This is a genomic window from Mesorhizobium sp. YM1C-6-2 (genome assembly GCF_003666685.1).
In the GTDB taxonomy this organism is placed as follows: Bacteria; Pseudomonadota; Alphaproteobacteria; order Rhizobiales; family Rhizobiaceae; genus Mesorhizobium_K.
Window position 1 is genome coordinate 468,006 of record NZ_RCIZ01000001.1, and the last position, 17,760, is coordinate 485,765.

Annotated in this window: 22 protein-coding genes; 11 read left to right on the forward strand and 11 right to left on the reverse strand. The window is 63.4% G+C overall.

Annotated elements, in window-relative coordinates; translation table 11 throughout:
* Nucleotides 1-91 precede the first annotated feature (91 nt).
* Nucleotides 92-820 carry a sulfate transporter family protein gene (locus D8676_RS02330; RefSeq protein WP_121579207.1) on the forward strand — a complete coding sequence of 243 codons (729 nt, stop codon included), beginning with the start codon at nucleotides 92-94 and terminating at the stop codon, nucleotides 818-820.
* Here D8676_RS02330 and D8676_RS02335 read toward each other — a convergent pair.
* From D8676_RS02335 to D8676_RS02345, 3 genes are all read right to left on the reverse strand, one after another.
* Nucleotides 817-1,629 carry an isocitrate lyase/phosphoenolpyruvate mutase family protein gene (locus D8676_RS02335; protein ID WP_121579208.1) on the reverse strand — a complete coding sequence of 271 codons (813 nt, stop codon included), beginning with the start codon at nucleotides 1,627-1,629 and terminating at the stop codon, nucleotides 817-819. The genes D8676_RS02330 and D8676_RS02335 overlap by 4 nt on opposite strands.
* A 119-nt stretch (nucleotides 1,630-1,748) precedes the next feature.
* Complete coding sequence (gene dut, locus D8676_RS02340) at nucleotides 1,749-2,222, reverse strand: dUTP diphosphatase (protein WP_121579209.1); 474 nt, start codon at nucleotides 2,220-2,222, stop codon at nucleotides 1,749-1,751.
* A gap of 137 nt (nucleotides 2,223-2,359) precedes the next feature.
* Entirely contained in the window at nucleotides 2,360-2,833 is a 474-nt protein-coding gene (locus tag D8676_RS02345; protein ID WP_121579210.1) for an Lrp/AsnC family transcriptional regulator, read from the reverse strand.
* 106 nt (nucleotides 2,834-2,939) lie between these two features.
* On the opposite strand from D8676_RS02345, the gene D8676_RS02350 reads away from it, so the two are divergent.
* Both D8676_RS02350 and D8676_RS02355 read left to right on the forward strand, forming a co-directional pair.
* Nucleotides 2,940-3,185: a DUF6356 family protein gene (locus tag D8676_RS02350; protein ID WP_121579211.1), complete on the forward strand. Its 246-nt coding sequence runs from the start codon at nucleotides 2,940-2,942 to the stop codon at nucleotides 3,183-3,185.
* An 83-nt stretch (nucleotides 3,186-3,268) separates the two neighbouring features.
* Nucleotides 3,269-4,369, forward strand: a complete 1,101-nt coding sequence (locus D8676_RS02355; RefSeq protein WP_121579212.1) for a DNA alkylation repair protein — start codon at nucleotides 3,269-3,271, stop codon at nucleotides 4,367-4,369.
* 17 nt (nucleotides 4,370-4,386) lie between these two features.
* Here D8676_RS02355 and D8676_RS02360 read toward each other — a convergent pair whose 3' ends face one another.
* Nucleotides 4,387-4,866, reverse strand: coding sequence for an SRPBCC family protein (locus D8676_RS02360; RefSeq protein WP_121579213.1), 480 nt, complete (start codon nucleotides 4,864-4,866; stop codon nucleotides 4,387-4,389).
* A complete protein-coding gene (locus D8676_RS02365; RefSeq protein WP_121579214.1) occupies nucleotides 4,863-5,180 on the reverse strand; it encodes a metalloregulator ArsR/SmtB family transcription factor in 318 nt (105 codons plus the stop codon). Before D8676_RS02365 ends, D8676_RS02360 begins: the two co-directional genes overlap by 4 nt.
* Before the next feature lie 108 nt (nucleotides 5,181-5,288).
* On the opposite strand from D8676_RS02365, the gene D8676_RS02370 reads away from it, so the two are divergent.
* Together D8676_RS02370 and D8676_RS02375 are read left to right on the forward strand one after the other, a co-directional pair.
* Nucleotides 5,289-6,881 carry a peptide chain release factor 3 gene (locus D8676_RS02370; RefSeq protein WP_121579215.1) on the forward strand — a complete coding sequence of 531 codons (1,593 nt, stop codon included), beginning with the start codon at nucleotides 5,289-5,291 and terminating at the stop codon, nucleotides 6,879-6,881.
* Nucleotides 6,882-6,941: 60 nt separating this feature from the next.
* Nucleotides 6,942-8,093, forward strand: coding sequence for an adenylate/guanylate cyclase domain-containing protein (locus tag D8676_RS02375; protein WP_183096937.1), 1,152 nt, complete (start codon nucleotides 6,942-6,944; stop codon nucleotides 8,091-8,093).
* A gap of 57 nt (nucleotides 8,094-8,150) precedes the next feature.
* Here D8676_RS02375 and D8676_RS02380 read toward each other — a convergent pair whose 3' ends face one another.
* The gene (locus tag D8676_RS02380; RefSeq protein ID WP_121579217.1) at nucleotides 8,151-8,912 is read right to left on the reverse strand and encodes a GGDEF domain-containing protein; all 762 of its coding nucleotides are present in this window, start codon (nucleotides 8,910-8,912) and stop codon (nucleotides 8,151-8,153) included.
* Nucleotides 8,913-9,078: 166 nt separating this feature from the next.
* Here D8676_RS02380 and D8676_RS02385 point away from each other — a divergent pair, with 166 nt between their 5' ends.
* Nucleotides 9,079-9,786: a pyrimidine 5'-nucleotidase gene (locus D8676_RS02385; RefSeq protein ID WP_121579218.1), complete on the forward strand. Its 708-nt coding sequence runs from the start codon at nucleotides 9,079-9,081 to the stop codon at nucleotides 9,784-9,786.
* Nucleotides 9,783-10,658, forward strand: coding sequence for a DUF817 domain-containing protein (locus tag D8676_RS02390; RefSeq protein ID WP_121579219.1), 876 nt, complete (start codon nucleotides 9,783-9,785; stop codon nucleotides 10,656-10,658). Before D8676_RS02385 ends, D8676_RS02390 begins: the two co-directional genes overlap by 4 nt.
* On the opposite strand, the gene D8676_RS02395 is transcribed toward D8676_RS02390, so the two are convergent.
* Nucleotides 10,655-11,494, reverse strand: coding sequence for an LOG family protein (locus tag D8676_RS02395; protein ID WP_121579220.1), 840 nt, complete (start codon nucleotides 11,492-11,494; stop codon nucleotides 10,655-10,657). The two genes, D8676_RS02390 and D8676_RS02395, sit on opposite strands and share 4 nt — an antisense overlap.
* 139 nt (nucleotides 11,495-11,633) lie before the next feature.
* Here D8676_RS02395 and dapD point away from each other — a divergent pair, with 139 nt between their 5' ends.
* The 4 genes from dapD to D8676_RS02415 all read left to right on the forward strand — a co-directional run bounded on the left by dapD (nucleotide 11,634) and on the right by D8676_RS02415 (nucleotide 14,853).
* Complete coding sequence (gene dapD / locus D8676_RS02400; RefSeq protein WP_121579221.1) at nucleotides 11,634-12,488, forward strand: 2,3,4,5-tetrahydropyridine-2,6-dicarboxylate N-succinyltransferase; 855 nt, start codon at nucleotides 11,634-11,636, stop codon at nucleotides 12,486-12,488.
* Between the two features lie 3 nt (nucleotides 12,489-12,491).
* Complete coding sequence (locus D8676_RS02405; protein WP_183096938.1) at nucleotides 12,492-12,863, forward strand: DUF805 domain-containing protein; 372 nt, start codon at nucleotides 12,492-12,494, stop codon at nucleotides 12,861-12,863.
* Nucleotides 12,864-13,046: 183 nt separating this feature from the next.
* Nucleotides 13,047-14,234 (forward strand): succinyl-diaminopimelate desuccinylase, encoded by a 1,188-nt coding sequence (gene dapE, locus D8676_RS02410; RefSeq protein WP_121579223.1) that lies wholly within the window; start codon nucleotides 13,047-13,049, stop codon nucleotides 14,232-14,234.
* A gap of 7 nt (nucleotides 14,235-14,241) precedes the next feature.
* The gene (locus D8676_RS02415; RefSeq protein ID WP_121579224.1) at nucleotides 14,242-14,853 is read left to right on the forward strand and encodes a transporter; all 612 of its coding nucleotides are present in this window, start codon (nucleotides 14,242-14,244) and stop codon (nucleotides 14,851-14,853) included.
* Between the two features lie 9 nt (nucleotides 14,854-14,862).
* Here D8676_RS02415 and truA read toward each other — a convergent pair whose 3' ends face one another.
* The 4 genes from truA to def all read right to left on the reverse strand — a co-directional run bounded on the left by truA (nucleotide 14,863) and on the right by def (nucleotide 17,678).
* On the reverse strand, nucleotides 14,863-15,615 hold the full coding sequence (gene truA, locus D8676_RS02420; RefSeq protein WP_121579225.1) for a tRNA pseudouridine(38-40) synthase TruA: 753 nt from the start codon (nucleotides 15,613-15,615) through the stop codon (nucleotides 14,863-14,865).
* A 9-nt stretch (nucleotides 15,616-15,624) separates the two neighbouring features.
* Nucleotides 15,625-16,134, reverse strand: a complete 510-nt coding sequence (locus D8676_RS02425; protein ID WP_121579226.1) for an N-acetyltransferase — start codon at nucleotides 16,132-16,134, stop codon at nucleotides 15,625-15,627.
* Complete coding sequence (gene fmt / locus D8676_RS02430; RefSeq protein WP_121579227.1) at nucleotides 16,131-17,066, reverse strand: methionyl-tRNA formyltransferase; 936 nt, start codon at nucleotides 17,064-17,066, stop codon at nucleotides 16,131-16,133. The genes D8676_RS02425 and fmt overlap by 4 nt, the downstream gene beginning before the upstream one ends.
* 81 nt (nucleotides 17,067-17,147) lie before the next feature.
* Nucleotides 17,148-17,678 (reverse strand): peptide deformylase, encoded by a 531-nt coding sequence (gene def, locus D8676_RS02435; protein WP_121579720.1) that lies wholly within the window; start codon nucleotides 17,676-17,678, stop codon nucleotides 17,148-17,150.
* Nucleotides 17,679-17,760: the final 82 nt, after the last annotated feature.

A 17,760-nucleotide genomic window follows, 5' to 3' on the forward strand; every position in this document is an offset into this window, starting at 1 on the left:
CTGGCGCCGGATTTGCAAACCCGGCAGGCAGGGCATCCTTGTCGCATCGGGAAGCTTCGCCTATCTGCCAGCGGGAAACGGAACCTCGCCCATGATCCTCGATGCCGCCCGCGCCGCCGCCGGCCAGATCTTCACCGCCGAATTCCGCTCGGTCTTCTTGAAGACGCTCGGCCTGACGCTGCTTGCGCTGGTCGCTCTTTGGTTCGGCTTGAAGGGACTCTTCGACTGGGCGGCCCTGCCGTGGATCGATGCGCTGTTGCCCGGCCTGCCCGGCTGGGCGGGGTGGCTGAGCTTCATCGCCGCCATTGTCGCAGGCATCGGGCTGGCGCTTGGCCTCGCCCTGCTGATCGCGCCGGTGACCGCGATCGTCGCCGGCCTCTTCCTCGACGATATCGCCGAGACGGTCGAGCGCACCGACTATCCGCTCGATCCACCCGGGCAGGCCGTGCCTGTCCTTCAGTCGATCATGCTCGCGCTGAAGTTCTTCGCCGTAGTGGTCCTGGGCAATCTGGTCGCGCTGCTGCTGCTCCTTGTTCCGGGCATCAACATCGGGGCGTTTTTTCTGGTCAATGGCTACCTGCTCGGCCGCGAGTTCTTCGAATTCGCCGCGATGCGCTTCCGCCCCGAACCGGAAGCCAAGGCGCTACGCAGCAAACATGCCGGCACGGTATTCCTCGCCGGCCTCGTGATCGCAGGCTTCCTGGCGATCCCGCTGCTCAATCTTCTGACGCCGCTTTTCGCTGCCGCGATGATGGTGCATCTGCACAAGGCGATCACCGTTCAGGAAAGAAGCCGGGAGAGACGGGCGGCGGGCGTTTAACCGTCTTCCTGCTTGGAAAACAGCGCCTGCGCCCGCGAAAAGGCCATGGCGGCACGCGCGAAGCCGAAAGTCCCTTCGCGCAGCATCTCGCGCGAGGCGTTCTCGATCATGCCGTAGGCGAAGGTCGCGAGTTTCGAGCCGAGCGAAATGCGCCGTGCGCCCGCTTCCGTAAGGGCCTCCACCGTCAGTGTCGGCACAGCCAGCACATTGACCGGCTTCGACAAAGACGAGCAGATCGTCCGCACGGTTTCCACGTCGGTGATGCCAGGCGCATAGAGCACGTCCGCGCCCGCTACTTCGAAGGCCTGCAAGCGCCGGATCGTGTCGTCGAGATCCGGGCGGTCCCACAAGAAATTCTCGGCACGGGCAGTCAGGACGAAATCGCGCTTCAGCGCGCGGGAGGCTTCGGTGGCCGCGGCGATCCGCTCGACCGCCAGCTTGAAATCGTAGATGGGCTTGCGCGAATCCCCGGTGTGATCCTCGATCGAGCAGCCGGCGAGCCCGGCGGCTTCTGCCGCGAAGATCGTCTCGGCGGCGCTTTCGGGACTCTCACCCTTGCCGCGTTCGAGGTCGGCCGACACCGGCAGATCGGTCGCCGCAACGATCTCCCGGCAATGCTGGATCATGACGTCGAAACTTATGCTGCCGTCCGGCAGGCCTCGCGAGAAGGCGAAGCCTGCGCTCGTCGTCGCCAGCGCCTTGAAACCGCAGCTTGCGAGGAGTTTGGCCGTACCGATATCCCACGGGTTGGCGATTATGAAGGGCGCATCGCCATAATGGAGATCGCGAAAGATCTTGCCCTTGTCCATATCGATTGCTCAACGATGCTTGACGCGTCGGGCATGCTCCCGTCCCGCCGCACACCGATCCTATCGGCTCGAAAGGGCCACTGCAATTGCATCGCAAAAGAGGGTGAATAATGGATTGTTCAGCCGGTGCCGGTCGAGCCGAACCCGCCGGAGCCACGCACGGTCGCGCCGGACAGGCTGCGCTCCTCGACGTCTGCACGGGTCACCTGCGCAAACACGATCTGTGCGATGCGCATGCCGCGCGTGACCGCGAAATCCTCCTCGCCGAGATTGACGAGCAGCACCTTCACCTCGCCACGATAGTCGCTGTCGATGGTGCCGGGCGTGTTGAGGCAGGTGATGCCGTGCTTCAGCGCAAGGCCTGAACGCGGTCGGACCTGACCCTCGAAGCCGTCCGGAATCTCGAGCAGCAGTCCGCTCGGCACCAGCGCACGCTTGCCGGGCAAGATGATCAGTGGGCGATCTTCCGGCACAGCAGCACGCAGGTCCATGCCGGCGGCGCCGGCCGTCTCGTAGGACGGCAGCGCGAGGCCTTCCGCGTGTGGCAAGCGGACGATGCCGATGACGGGAGGTTTGTCGGAGACGGACGGCATGGGCCGAAAGATTCCTGTGAGACGGCGGTTCCGTATCGGGCGCTGCCGCCTCGGGTCAATTCCGCCGCGGCGCTTTCAACGACATTCTTTCCCGTCGGCGGCGCAATTATCCCATTCGAAATCGCTCGCTGGTTCCGTCAAGGCCGCAGTTCCACGGGAACGACGGTCGTTTCCTTGATCTCCTCCATGACGAAGGAGGCCGAGACGTCCGACAGAGGCACCTTGGCGATCAGCCGTTGGTAGAGCCGGTCATACGCTTTCACATCCGAAACCCGCGCGCGCAAAACATAGTCCAGGTCGCCCGACATCCGATAGACGCCGGTGATCTCCGGGAACGAAACCACGGCGCCGCGGAACTTTGCCAGCCAGTCCGGATCGTGGTGGGACGTGCGGATGATGATGAACACCGAGAGACCGAGCCCCAGCTTCTCCGCATCGACGAGCGCGACCCGCCCGGTGATGAAACCGTCGTCCTCAAGACGCTTGACGCGTCGCCAGCAGGCATTGCGCGACAGGCTTATGCGCTCCGAGAGCTGGTCTACGGACAGAGTCGCGTCCCGCTGCAGCGCAGCCAGGATTTTCCGATCGAGTTCATCGATTTCATATCCCATGTTGGGATGAATGTCCCAAGTATTGTTAATTTTCAAGGACAAATTGGGACCGATCGACCTGTGATATGCCGCATCATGGTTGAATTCGGCACAGAGGAACGCTGCCATGACCCTCTCAAAACTCTTTACCGAGCATCCGGCTTCAGTCGACGAAACCTATTTCGGCCACATGGCTTTCGCGGCCTGGTTCGCCTCCCGGCTGTTCATGGCTGGCGGCGCGGCGCTCGTTCACGCTATCCTGCCCTTCCTGTTCGAGACCACGGCGAGCAGGATCGTGCGCGAACTCTACGAGCGCACCAGCAAACGCACGCCAGCGCATGCTGGCGGCGTGGCGGAGAAGGTGGCGGCTTAGCCACATCCTGCTCGTTACGTTCCTCTCCTGACAGGCTTTGGCAGCAGGAGTGTGTAGCTTCGTCCTGAAAGTACGAGGCTACGATGGCTGATTCGACGGAAGGCGCTCCGGCGCTCAAGGAAATCTTCAACCGCGAGCGGTTCAGGCATTTCGCGCGCGAGGCAGAAGCAGTCTGGCCGGGCTTCGACGGCAAGCGCTTCATGAAACTGGCAACAGCCGGGCTCGACGACCTCGGCATCATGCAGCGCATGCGTCAGACGGCCGTCAGCCTGCACGAGACGTTGCCGGCAGATTACCGCAAGGCGCTGCCGATCCTGAAGGAACTTGCGCCGCGCATCGGGCACAATTTCGCGGCGATCACGCTTTCGGAATTCGTCGCGCTGTACGGCCGGAATGATTTCTACCTGTCGCTCGATGCATTGAAATTCTTCACCCGATTCGGCTCGTCGGAATTCGCTGTCCGGCATTTCCTCACGGCTGATTTCGACCGTGCGATCGTCGTCATGCGCAAATGGGCAGAGGATGAGAACGAACATGTGCGCCGGCTGGCAAGCGAAGGTTCACGCCCACGCCTGCCCTGGTCGTTCCAGTTGAAGAACCTGGTCGCCGATCCCTCGCCAACCGGTCCGATCCTCGAAACGCTGAAGGCCGATCCCAGCCTCTATGTGCGCAAATCGGTCGCCAATCATCTGAACGATGTCGGCAAGGACCATCCCGACCTGCTGGTCGAGCGTGTGTCCGGCTGGGATCTTTCTGGCAAGCACACGGCCTGGATCGCACGCCATGCCTTGAGGACGCTGATCAAGAAGGGCGACGCCCGCGCCCTGGCCTTGATCGGCACGACTGGCAAGGCCGAGGTCAAGGTCGAAGCCTTCGCGGTGGAGCCCGCGAGGATAAGGCTTGGCGAACGCATCACGACAAGGGCGGAGCTGGCTTCGACGGCCAAGTCCGCGCAGCGTCTCGTCATTGACTACGCCGTGCACTACCCGAAGAAGAACGGCATCTCGCGAAAGGTGTTCAAGTTCAAGGAGACCGAGCTGCTGCCGGACGCCGTCTGCGACCTTGCGATCAGCCAGACGGTGAAGGACTTCACCACGCGCAAGCACAATGCCGGTTTCCACCGCGTCGAACTGGTGGTGAATGGCGAGGTGGTTGCCGAAAGTGGCTTTGATCTGTCGATCTGAAACCGGCGCGGGCGGACTCAGTGGCCAAACAAGCCGGTGTAACGCAGCAGGTACAGCGGCCAACCCTGATCGCCGGCAACGCCATCGCGCACGCTTTCCCAGCCGAGGCCGTGACGCTCCAGCTTCCGATGCTCGAGTTCGACGCGGGTCCTGTTCGCCGTCTCGGCAATGAACCGCACTTCCCATTCGCTGGTCTTGTCCGGATCGGTCTCGACCTGCCAGCGCGGGCTGATGTCCCAGCTGAGCAGCACCCGGCCGGGTGGTTCGTAGGCCAGCACGCGCGCCCAGCGGCATTCGCTGCCGTCGACGCCACGGTCGTAGATGTGGCCTCCGACCCTGGGCTCGAACACCGTCTCCGCGATCGGAACACCGAGCATGTTGTGCTCTCTGGGTTTGAAGCTGCCGAAGTCTTCGGTGAATACCTTGAAGGCGCGCTCGATGGGTGCCTCGACCACGACGGACTGCTTCACTGATGTGATTGGTATACGCGTGTTCATTGCGACTCCTCTGGCGGTTGTTCGACGGCCAGCTTGTAGGCCGCCAGGGTCTTGCTCCAGAATTGATCGAGCCAAGCCCGCATCATGCCGAGGCCGGCCGGATCGATGTGATAGATGTTGCGGGCGCCCTTCGGCTCGATGCGCACCAGGCTCGTCTCCTTCAGCACTTTCAGATGCTGCGACACCGCCGACTGCGACACCGGCATGGCGCGTGTCAGCTCGGCGACCGAGCGCGGACGCTCCGCAATCAGCTCGAAAATCTGCCTGCGTGTCGTGTCACCGAGTGCGGCAATCTGCGCCGAATTATCAGTCATGACTTATGATAAGTATAGACTGATATATAAGTCAACCGCGAGCTTGGCTTTTCTCGACAGGACCGATCCGCATAGCTATATACCCGGCCATCCAACCGGACTCCTGACATGGCCGAAGACATCAAGCAGGCGGTCGCCCGCCGCCGCACCTTTGCGATCATCGCGCATCCCGACGCCGGCAAGACGACGCTCACCGAAAAGCTGCTCCTGTTCGGCGGCGCGATCCAGCTCGCCGGCGAGGTGAAGGCGAAGAAGGACCGAATCCAGACGCGCTCCGACTGGATGAAGATCGAGCGCGAGCGCGGCATCTCTGTCGTCACCTCGGTGATGACCTTCGAATATGGCGACAATGTCTTCAACCTGCTCGACACGCCCGGCCACGAGGACTTCGCGGACGATACCTACCGTACGCTGTCGGCAGTCGACTCGGCCGTCATGGTCATCGACGCCGCCAAGGGCATCGAACCGCGCACGCTGAAGCTGTTCGAGGTGTGCCGCCTGCGCGACATCCCGATCGTCACCTTCGTCAACAAGATGGATCGTGACGCGCGCAACACCTTCGAGATACTCGACGAGATCGAAGCCAAGCTTGCGCTGGACACCGCGCCGATCACCTGGCCGATCGGCCAGGGCAAGACCTTTTCCGGCACCTACCACCTCGCCCAGAACGCCGTGCGCCACGGCGATGCGGAAAAGGAGCGCACGCCGGTCAACGGTCCTGACTCCAATCGCGTCGCCGGCCTGCTGCCCGACAATGACCGCCCCGCCTTCATCGAGGAACTGGAACTCGCGCGGGAAGCCTGCCGGCCCTTCGACTTGAAGGCTTTCCGCGAAGGGCATCTCACGCCCGTCTATTTCGGTTCGGCGCTCCGGAACTTCGGCGTGCGCGACCTCATCGAGGGGCTCGGCGACTACGCGCCGCCGCCGCGCGACCAGGAAGCCGACACGCGCACGGTCCATGCCACGGAACCGAAGATGACCAGCTTCGTCTTCAAGATCCAGGCGAACATGGATCCCAATCATCGCGACCGCATTGCTTTCGTCCGAGTCTGCTCGGGCACGCTGGAGCGCGGCATGAAGGCGAAGCTCGTGCGCACCGGCAAGCCGATGAGCCTGTCCGCCCCGCAATTCTTCTTTGCGCGCAGCCGCATCACCGCCGACGAGGCCTATGCCGGCGACGTGGTCGGCATTCCCAACCACGGGACGCTTCGCATAGGCGACACCCTGACCGAGGGCGAGGAAATCCTGTTCCGCGGCGTGCCGAATTTCGCGCCGGAGATCCTGCGCCGCGTGCGCCTCGGCGACGCGATGAAGGCGAAGAAGCTGAAGGAGGCGCTGCAGCAGATGGCGGAGGAGGGCGTCGTCCAGTTGTTCCAGCCCGAGGACGGCTCGCCGGCGATTATCGGCGTGGTTGGCGCGCTGCAGATAGACGTGCTCAGGGAACGCCTCAACGTCGAATACACGCTGCCCGTCGATTTCGAGATGTCGCGCTTCTCGGTTTGCCGCTGGATCGAGGCAGATGACAAAAGCGATGTCGAACGCTTCATCGAGGCGCACCGCGGCGACATAGCGCGCGACCTCGACGGCGACCCTGTCTTTCTCGCCCCGCACGAATTCGGCCTGAACTACGAGGCCGAGCGCTGGAAGGCGATCCGCTTCGCGGCCATCAAGGATTACCAGGTCCGCGACAAGGCGGCCTAGAGCATCGAGCGCGCGTCTCCTATGCTACGGTTCGGCCGCAAGGATGGCTCCGGAGCGCGCATGATCGACGGCGAAGCAATCGACGAGCTGGTCGACTGGATGATCGACGGGGCAAGGCCGGGCAGCAGTGCCCAGCAGTCGTTCGACGCTCTCGGACGCCGCCTGGTCGGCGCCGGCGTGCCTATCGGCAGGTTCGCGCTCTTCGTGGAGACCCTGCATCCCAATATCGCGGGACGCCGCATGCTGTGGACGCCCGAGGAGGGCACGAAACTCACGGAGGGCGGGATCGGCCTCTATTCGCGCGACGAATATGTGAAGAACCCCTTGCCGACAGTCACGTCCAGGCAAGTGACAATACGTCGCCGCCTCACCAATCCCAACATGATCTCCGACTACCCGATCCTCGGCGAACTAGTCGCTGAGGGTTTCACCGACTACCTCGCGCAGCCGCTGATCTTCACCACCGGCGAGACCCACGCGGTCACCTGGTCGACGAAGCATGAGGATGGCTGGAGCGATGGCGCGATCGCCGTCCTCGAGCGCATCAGGCGTCCGCTCGCACGGCTTGTGGAGGCACATCTTCTCAGGCTCAACGCGGCATCGATCATCTCTGCCTATGTCGGCCGAAACAGCGGCGAGCAGATTCTGTCGGGCCGCGTGCATCGCGGCGACGGCGAGGAAATCGACGCGGCGATCCTCTTCAGCGACCTGATCGGCTTCGCCTCGCTGTCCAGCACCCGCACCGGCCCGGAGATCGTCGCGGTGCTCAACGAGGCGTTCGACATCATGGTGCCCCCGGTCGAGGCGCGTGGCGGGGAGATCCTGAAATTCCTCGGCGACGGCTTCTTCGCGATCTTTCCCTATGGCGAGAAGACGTCGCTGTCGGACGCCGTGAAGGCCGCAAGCGAAGCCGTCATGGAAGGCGAGCAAAAACTGGCGGAAGCCGTAGTAGGCAAGCTTCTCGGCTTCCGCTCGGCGGTCCATGCCGGCCGCTTCCACTACGGCAATATCGGCGGGGCGAACCGGCTCGACTTCACCGCCATCGGCCAGCCGGTAAACTACGCCGCGCGCCTGCTTGCCGCCGCCTCCGACCTGTCGCTGACGCGGGTCGCCTCGGCGACGACGGCCGGGCATCTCTGCCTGCCGTCGCAGCCGGTCGGCGAGGTCCTCTTCAAGGGTTTCGAGGGACCGCAGCCCATCTATGCCTATTGAGGCACGCCGGTCGTTCGTTTGCACTATCCCGGCCGGCTGGCGAGATATCGACGAATCCTAGGCTGCGGCGGAGATGCCGTCGTCGAAGATCGCCAGGTTGCGGCCTCGGTTCTTCGCTTCGTACAAATGTTTGTCGGCGGCGCGCATGAGGTCAGAAACATTGGCGCCCGATGCGCACGGCGTGCCGCCGATCGACACCGTCAGCGGCACGACGTCCCCGTCCGCCGGATGGAAACGGATCGCTTCGACCTCGCAGCGGATACGTTCGGCGACACGCATCGCTTCCTCGTCGCTCGCCCCGGTCAGGAAGGCGCCGAATTCCTCGCCGCCAATGCGACCGAGCACATCGCCGGCGCGCACCGCGCGCCGCACCGCCGCCGCGATCTCTAGCAGCGCCTTATCGCCTGTCAGATGGCCGAAATTGTCGTTGATCTTCTTGAAGTGATCGGCGTCGATGATCAGCAGCGCGCCGCGATCGGTCTTGCGGCGCGAGCGGTCGAGCGCCGCGAAGAAGCTTTCGCGGTTGAACATACCCGTCATGGTGTCGCGGCTCGCCTTCTCTTCCAACCGCCGATGCGCGGCGGCGAGTTCGGCATGCGCCCGAGCGAGCTGGCGATGGGCGTTGCGCAGCCTCTCGCTTTGCCAGAAAGTGAAGGCACTCGCCGGCCAGGCGATCGCCAGCGGGCAGATCGTGAGCATCAGCCATGCATTGCCGTCGATCGTACCACCCAGAGCCGACACCACGATCGTCGCAAGCAAGATCGACGCGAGGATCGATGCTATCGCGACCCCCGCGGATTTCAGAATTATTCGGTTCATGCAGCTATCCCTTACCCCATGTGGGCATGCCAGCACCTGCATGAAAGTCGGCTTTCCAGCTTAGCTAAGATTTTAGGGACCCGGTATTTTATGGCCTCTGGCACAACGGAAAAATTCCGTTGTGGACATGTCCCCGCTCTGATCCTTTTGTGACATAAGTCTCCTCATGACCGACCTGCCTGATCCCGACCGCTTCTCCCACGTCACCGACTGGGTGTTCGATCTCGACAATACGCTCTATCCGCATCACTCGAACCTGTTCTCGCAGATCGACGTGAGGATGACAGCCTATGTGTCGGAACTGCTCAGCCTTCCGCGCGAGGAGGCCCGCCAGCTGCAGAAGGAGCTCTATCGCGAATACGGCACGACGCTGGCGGGTCTGATGCAGCGGCACGGCATCGACCCGGACGATTTTCTGCAGAAGGTGCATGACATCGACTATTCCTGGCTGGTGCCCGATCCGGCGCTCGGCACGGCAATCCGGCAGTTGCCGGGTCGCAAATTCATCTTCACCAATGGCGATCGCGGCCACGCGGAGCGAGCCGCGCGGCAGCTCGGCATACTCGACCACTTCGACGATATCTTCGACATCGTCGCTGCCGGGTTGACGCCGAAACCGGCACGGCAGACCTATGAGCGCTTTGCCGAGCTTTTCGCCGTCATAGGCCCCAAAGCCGTGATGTTCGAGGATCTCGCGCGCAATCTCTCCGTACCGAAGGCGCTTGGCATGACCACCGTGCTCATCGTGCCAAGGAATTTCGAGCCGACCTTTGCCGAGATCTGGGAGAAGGACAAGGAATACGAGGACGACGTCGACTTCGTCACCGACGATCTGCCTGGGTTTCTCGACGCCATCGTCCAGGCCGCCGTTTGAAGCGGTTCACATCCGTAGAACAAAGTATCGACCGAGCCGCGCATGGCGTGCTCGACCGCATGCCGGCGCACGGCCTCTCTGGCGCGCTGGTCGAATTCCTGGTGTTCGGCCTCAAGCAGGGCTGGGCGTGCCTGTTCGGCGGCGCCATGCTCTTCCTCATCATTGCGACGAAATATGCGCCGCCTGAAGCGCTCGGCATCGCGCGCTACGATTTCCTGTTCCTCGCCGCGCTGGCGATCCAGGTCGCTATGCTCGCCTTCAAGCTGGAGAAGCCATCGGAAGCAGCGGTCATCCTGATCTTCCATGTCGTGGGAACCGCCATGGAGATATTCAAGACTTCGGCCGGCTCGTGGATCTATCCGGAGGACTGCTTCTTCCGCATTGCCGGCGTGCCACTTTTCTCCGGCTTCATGTACGCCTCGGTCGGCTCCTACATCGCGCGCATCTCGCGCATCTTCGACATGCGCTACACCAGCTATCCGCCGCTCTGGACAACCCTGCTTCTGGCCGCCGCCATCTACATAAACTTCTTCGCCCATCATTTCGTCCTCGACCTGCGCTATGCGCTCTTCGCGGCGACGGCGCTCCTTTATCTGCGCACGGTCGTCCATTACCGCGTTTTCCGCTTCCGCCACCGCATGCCGCTGCTTGTCGGCTTCCTGCTGGTGGCCCTGTTCATCTGGTTTGCCGAGAACATCGGCACCTGGTCGCGGGCCTGGATCTATCCCGGCCAGGCGGACGCCTGGACACCGGTCTCCATCCAGAAGCTCGGCGCCTGGTATCTCCTGATGATCATCTCCTTCGTGCTGGTGACGCTGGTGCACCGCCCGCAGCCGCTCGATCGCTCGGCAGAAGAAAATGGGTCGCGTTAGAGATTGTAGAACCGGCTGATGATCGCCCAGGCCTCATCGGCCGAATCGACGAAGTCGATGATGTCCTGGTCGCCGGGCGAGATGGTGCCCTGCTCGGCGAGGTAGTCGAGGTCGATCGCCCGATGCCAGAATTCCTTGCCGAAAAGGACGATCGGCACCCGCTCCATGCGGCCGGTCTGGATCAGCGTCAGCGTCTCGAAGAACTCGTCCATGGTGCCGAAGCCGCCGGGGAACACCGCAACCGCCTTGGCGCGCATGACGAAGTGCATCTTGCGGATAGCGAAATAGTGGAAATTGAAGCAGAGTTCCGGCGTGACGTAGAGGTTGGGCGCCTGTTCGTGCGGCAGCACGATGTTAAGCCCGATCGATGGCGCGCCGACATCGTTGGCGCCGCGATTGCCGGCCTCCATGACGCCCGGTCCGCCGCCTGTGACGACCACGAACTCGCGGTAGTAGGACGATGCCGAATGCTGCGAGCAGAGCCTGGCGAAGCTGCGCGCCTCCTCGTAGTAGCGGCTGTTCGCCTCCAGGTTTTTCTTCTGCTCCTCATTCTTGGCCGCCCAGGCATCGCCGCCCGGTTCCGGGATACGTGCGCCGCCAAACAGGATGACCGTCGAGCGTATGCCGCGTTCGGCGAGGATCATCTCGGGTTTCAGCAGTTCGAGCTGCAGCCTCACCGGCCGCAACTCGCGCTGGGTCATGAACTCCTCGTCGTTCCAGGCCAGCCGGTAGGTCGACGACCGCGTCTGCGGCGTCTCCGGCACGCTTCTGGCGCGTTCCAGATCCTCGTCTGAATGCGGTAGCGGCGTCCATCCCGCCTTCTCGGTCGGCTCCATCTATTCCTGCCCGTCCTTTAAGCGCTGTCCCGTAGCGCAGGCGCGATTGACCCTCTCCAAGCCTTGACATAGGGTCCGCGCGATTTCGCCGCCAGCTTAGTGGCGGCAGACTTAACAGCAGGTTGTAATAGGGGATTCCATGGCGAAGCAGAACCTTTCGCAGCTCGAAAGCGTCGTCGAGAAGGCGTTCGAGGCGCGCGACACCGTTTCGACGGGCACGCGCGGCGAGGTCCGCGATGCCGTCGACACGGCGCTTTCGCTGCTCGACAAGGGCGAAGTCAGGGTTGCCGAACGGCAGGACGATGGAAGCTGGACGGTCAACCAGTGGCTTAAGAAGGCTGTCCTGCTGTCATTCCGGCTCAATCCCATGGAGATCATCAAGGGCGGGCCGGGCGCCTCCGTCTGGTGGGACAAGGTCCCGTCGAAATTCGACGGCTGGAGCGGGATCGATTTCGAGCAGGCCGGCTTCCGTGCCGTGCCCTCGGCGGTCGTACGTCGCTCGGCCTACATAGCCCCCGGGGCCGTTCTGATGCCCTCCTTCGTTAATCTCGGCGCCTATGTCGGCGAGAACACCATGGTCGACACCTGGGCGACCGTCGGCTCCTGCGCCCAGATCGGCAGGAACGTTCATCTGTCGGGCGGCGTCGGCATTGGCGGCGTGCTGGAGCCGATGCAGGCCGGCCCGACCATCATCGAGGACGACTGCTTCATCGGCGCCCGTTCGGAAGTCGTCGAAGGCTGCATCGTGCGCGAGGGTTCCGTCCTCGGCATGGGCGTCTTCATCGGCAAGTCGACCAAGATCGTCGACCGCGCTACCGGCAAGATCAGCTATGGCGAGGTGCCACCCTTCTCCGTCGTCGTGGCGGGCGCTTTGCCCGGCAAGCCGATGGGCAATGGCGAGCCTGGCCCAAGCCTCTATTGCGCCGTCATCGTCAAGAAGGTCGACGCGCAGACCCGTTCCAAGACCTCGATCAACGAGCTTCTGCGGGATTGATTGGTGGAACCGCAACGGCTCCTCTGGCTGTTCTTCAGTTTCTCGGGGCGTATCGACCGCCGGGTCTTCGCGCTGGCGGGGGTGCTCCTCTACCTGATACGGGCCTATCCGATCTACCGGATGGTAATGGCGAACGACGATGAGGCGACAATCGCCTTCTGGTTCGGAATTTTCGCCCTGATTTTTGGTGTACTCATCCTGTCGCATCTCGCGCTTTGCGCGAAGCGGCTGCATGATTGCGGCTATTCAGGCTGGTGGGGGCTGCTCTTCCTGGTCGCCGACATCTTCTTCTTCCTGCTGCTGTGCCTGCCGAAGGGGATGCCCGGACCGAACCAATACGGGCCACGCACCAATTCGCCCGGAACGCGGGAATGAAGCCGCGATCCACCGGATCGATCCCTGGTTGATCTTCGACATCGCCGACACGCTTCGGGGAAAGTAGCGCAGGCGTTTCATTGTTTGAGGCGAATTGAAGCTGCTTCGCCTCTCGGTGCCTGGCCTAGCCCCCGGCAGCAGTCGGGTCATGACAGAGGGCTCGCATTGAGTTATCCCGGCTCCATGACCCTGCCCATCGATCCCGCCGCGAATCTCGCCGCGCTCATCCGCTGCCCGTCGGTCACGCCGGCCGAAGGCGGTGCTCTCTCGGCACTGGAGGCGATGTTGAAACCGCTGGGTTTCTCGATCGAACGGCCGGTGTTCCACGAGGACGGCACGCCGGACATCGAAAATCTCTACGCCCGCCGCTCGGGCAATGGGCCGCATCTGATGTTTGCCGGCCATACCGACGTCGTCCCGGTTGGCGACGCCGCCGCATGGACGCATCCGCCATTTTCGGCCGACGTTCGCAATGGCGAGATGTACGGTCGCGGCGCGGTCGATATGAAGGGTGGCATCGCCTGTTTCGTTGCAGCCGTGGCAAGGCACGTCGCGACCAAGGGCGAGTTCAAGGGCTCGGTTTCGCTGCTCATCACCGGCGACGAGGAGGGACCGGCGATCAACGGCACGGTGAAGCTGCTCGACTGGGCGGCCGGCAAGGGTGAGAATTGGGATGCGGCGCTGGTCGGCGAGCCGACCAACCCCGACCAACTCGGCGACATGATCAAGATCGGTCGCCGCGGCTCGATCTCGGGTACGGTCACCGTTCACGGACGGCAGGGCCATGTCGGCTATCCGCACCTGGCTGACAATCCGGTGCGCGGGCTCATGACGCTGGCCGATGCACTGCTCGACCCAGTGCTGGATACCGGCACCAAGGATTTCCAGCCGAGCAATCTCGAGATCACCTCGGTCGATGTCGGCAACCCCGCCGTCAACGTCATCCCGGCCAAGGCTACGGCGACGTTCAATATCCGTTTCAACGATACATGGACGGTCGACACCTTGCAGGCGGAGATCCACAACCGGCTCGACCGCGCCAGCCGCCGCAGGAAGTATCGCGCCGGATATGAGGAGCCGGTCGCCTTCGACCTTGCCTGGCGCGATCCTCCGAGCGAGGTCTTCCTCACGCGTGACGACAAGCTGGTCGCCGCGCTTTCGGGCTCCATCCGGGCGGTCACCGGCCGCATGCCGGGCCTGTCGACCTCCGGTGGCACGTCGGACGCCCGTTTCATCAAGGACTACTGCCCGGTGGTGGAGTTCGGGCTGGTCGGCAAGACCATGCACATGGTCGACGAGCGCGTCGCGCTGGCCGACCTCGAGACGTTGACCGATATCTACAGCCGCTTCCTCGAGGACTGGTTCGGTTAGGTTTGCCATGCCCTCCGCCGAGAACATCCAGCTTTACCTGACCGGTGCCTGGCGCATGATGATGGGCAAGGCCGATGGCCTGCGTCTGCTCGACCTCTCCGCCGACGGGTTCTGGAATTCGTTCTTCGCGATCGTCATCGCCCTGCCCGCCCTGATCGTGGGTTGGGTCGGCGTCGCCAACGAGTTGAATCAGCTGCCAGGAATATTCGGCAGCAAATTGTCGATCGTCGCCCGCCTGGCGGTTATCGACTTCTCGACATGGGTCCTGCCACTCGTGGCGCTGGCCGTGATCGCTCCGCTGGCAGGCATCGCCGACCGCTTCGTCCATGTCGTCGTGGCGAGCAACTGGGCGTCGGCGCTGATCGTCTGGATCATGCTGCCGCCGTCGCTGCTCGGCCTGTTCTGGCCCGGCGCTTCCGATGCGGGCGCGTTCCTGTCGTTCGTCCTCTTCGTCCTGACCATGGCGCTCTCCTGGCGGATGACCAATGTCGCGCTCGGCAAGGGACCGGCCGTCGCCACCGCCGTATTCGCCGGCATGTTCCTGGTCTCGCTCATGGTGCTGTTCATGCTGCAGGGCCTCTTCGGGCTGGCAGCGACACCTCAGGTGCCGGTCGAATAGCCGACCTCGTCAAATAGCCGAGTAGTCGACCTTGGTCAGATAGAGACCTTCCGGCGGCGCGATCCCGGCGCAGGCTGCGCGATCCCTGGCGTCGAGCGCGGCTTTCACGTCTGCAGCAGTCCAGCCGCCCTCGCCGACGCGCTTCAGTGTGCCGACCATGGAGCGGACCTGGTTGTGCAGGAAGGACCGTGCCGAGGTTTTTACCTCGATCAGGTCGCCGCTCCTCGTCACCTCCAACTTGTCGAGCGTGCGCAGCGGGCTGTTCGCCTGGCATTGGCTTGAGCGGAAGGTGGTGAAGTCGTGCCTCCCGACAAGCTGTTGCGCCGCCTCGTGCATGGCCTCGGCATCGAGTCGCGCCGGCACCCACCATGCGCGGTCTTTCTCCAGCGCCGGGTGTGCCCGCCTGTTGAGGATTCGGTAGAGATAGTAGCGCTTCGTCGCCGAAAAACGCGCGTCGAAATCGTCTGCAATCTTTGCCGCTGCGGTCACCGCGACCGATTCGCCCGCGAGCCTCAGATGTGCGTTGATCGCATCGCGCACCGTGTCGTCCGGCCAGTGCTTCGCCAGGTCGAGATGCGCGACCTGACCGGTGGCGTGGACGCCGGAATCGGTTCGGCCGGCGCCGCGCAGCGAGATCGTCTCGCCCGAAAATTTCAGGATTGCCTGCTCAAGCGCCGCCTGCACCGAATGCTGTCCGGCCTGCCGCTGCCATCCGGCATAGGGTGTGCCGTCATATTCGATGTCGAGGCGATAGCGCGGCAACGAGACCGCCTACGCCGCGAGTTCGGTGCCGAAGGCTGGCGCGTAGAGCAGCTTCCCGCTCTCCGGCGCTTCGTCCCAGGCAACGGCCTGCAGCGCCTCGCACTGGTAGTCGCTGTCGAAATTGGCCGCGCGCTCATGCGCATAGCCGAAACGGCCGTAATAGGCAGGCTCGCCGAGCACGATTGCGAGTTTCTCGCCGGCCTGCTTCAGCCTGACATGGGCTTCGCGGATCAGCGCGCCGCCGATGCCGGTGCCGTGGAAGGAAGGCTCCACCGCCAGCGGCGCCAGCGCCACGGCAGGAAAGCGGCTGCGGCCATGCTCGACGTAGAGCCGCGAGAACAGGATGTGGCCGACGACATGTCCGTCTTCCTCGGCGACCAGTTCCAGCACCGTGTCTCCGCTATCGACCAGCGCGTCGACCAGCCCGGCCTCCATTTTCTGGCCGAACGCGTGTTCCTCGACGAGACGGATCGCTTCGCGGTCCTTCGCCGTGGCGGTCCTGATCGACATCATACTCATGACAGTTTCGTTCCTTTTTCTATCTTCGTGCCGCGAAGGAATTCCTCCACGGCTACGGCCCGGCCACCGGCCCGCTGCAATTCCGTCAGCCTCACCGCGCCGCTTGCACAGGCGATAGTCAACTGCTCGTCGATCACCTCGCCCGGAGCGCCAGCCCCTTCCGCAAGCGTCGAGCGCAGCAGCTTCAGCCGTTCCGGCTTGCCGCCGAGCATGATCTCGCACCATGCTCCGGGAAAAGGCGACAGGCCGCGAATGTGGTTGTGGACGTCGCTTGCTGCAAGCCGCCAATCGACCCGCGTTTCCAACTTGTCGATCTTTTTGGCGTAAATCGCGCCTTCTGTCGGCTGTGGCGTCAGGTCTAGCGTCCCGGCCTCGAGTTGTTCCAGCGCCTCGACCATCAGGCTCGCCCCCACCTGCATCAGCCGGTCGTGCAACTCGCCCGCGGTTTCGTTAGGTCCGATTTTCACTCGCGCGGTCAGCGCGACCGGTCCCGTATCGAGGCCTTCGTCCATCTTCATCACCATCATGCCGGTCTCGTGGTCGCCGGCCATGATTGCCCGCTGGATGGGAGCAGCGCCGCGCCAACGCGGCAGCAGCGAGGCATGTCCGTTCCAGGCGCCGAGCCGTGTTCCCTGAAGAATCGGCTTCGGCAGCAGCAATCCATAGGCGACGACGACCGCCGCATCGGCGCCCAACGCCGCGAATGTCTCCTGTTCGGCCGCGCCTTTCAACGAAACCGGCGTCCTGACTTCGATGCCCAGCCGCTCAGCCTCGCGCTGCACGGGCGAGGGGGTCAATTCCAACCCGCGCCGCCCGGCCGGGCGAGGCGGCTGCGTATAGCACGCCACGACCTCGTGCCCCGCCTCGGCGATTGAGCGGAGCGTCGGCACGGAAAAATCCGGCGTGCCCATGAAGATGATGCGGAGCGGCATTGCTGGTGCGCTGTCCAAACCTGTGAGGTCTGCGTTCAACCGGCAATGCAGGCCGAGGTCAACCCTGACGCAGGGAAAGCCTCAGCCGACCATTTTGGTCGGTTGCCGGTCCTTGGCGAGCTTCTTGAACTTCTTCACCACCATGTCCCGCTTCAGCTTGGAGATGTGGTCGATGAAGAGCACGCCGTTCAGGTGGTCGATCTCGTGCTGCAGGCAGGTGGCGAGCAGTCCTTCCGCCTCGACCTCCTGCTCTTTCCCCTCGCGATCGAGATGGCGGACGCGCACCTTTGCCGGCCGCTCGACCTCCGCATAATAGTCCGGGATCGACAGGCAGCCTTCCTCGTAGACAGAGCGCTCGTCGCTCTTTTCGAGGATTTCCGGGTTGATGAAGACCTGAGGTGCCGGCTCCTCGCCTTCCTTGGCGAGATCGATCACCAGCATGCGCAACGGCTCGCCGATCTGGATCGCCGCAAGTCCGATGCCCGGCGCGTCATACATGGTTTCGAACATGTCGTCGGCGAGCTTCAAAAGCGGGGCGTCGACGCGCTCGACCGGCTTGGACACCAGGCGCAAGACGGGATCGGGAAGGATGACAAGCGGCTTGATCGACATGGGCATCACCTAAGACCTCGAAATAGACGCGTCAACATCCGTCATTTGTTCTTGTTTTGATCTGGAATGCCTTGCCGAATCG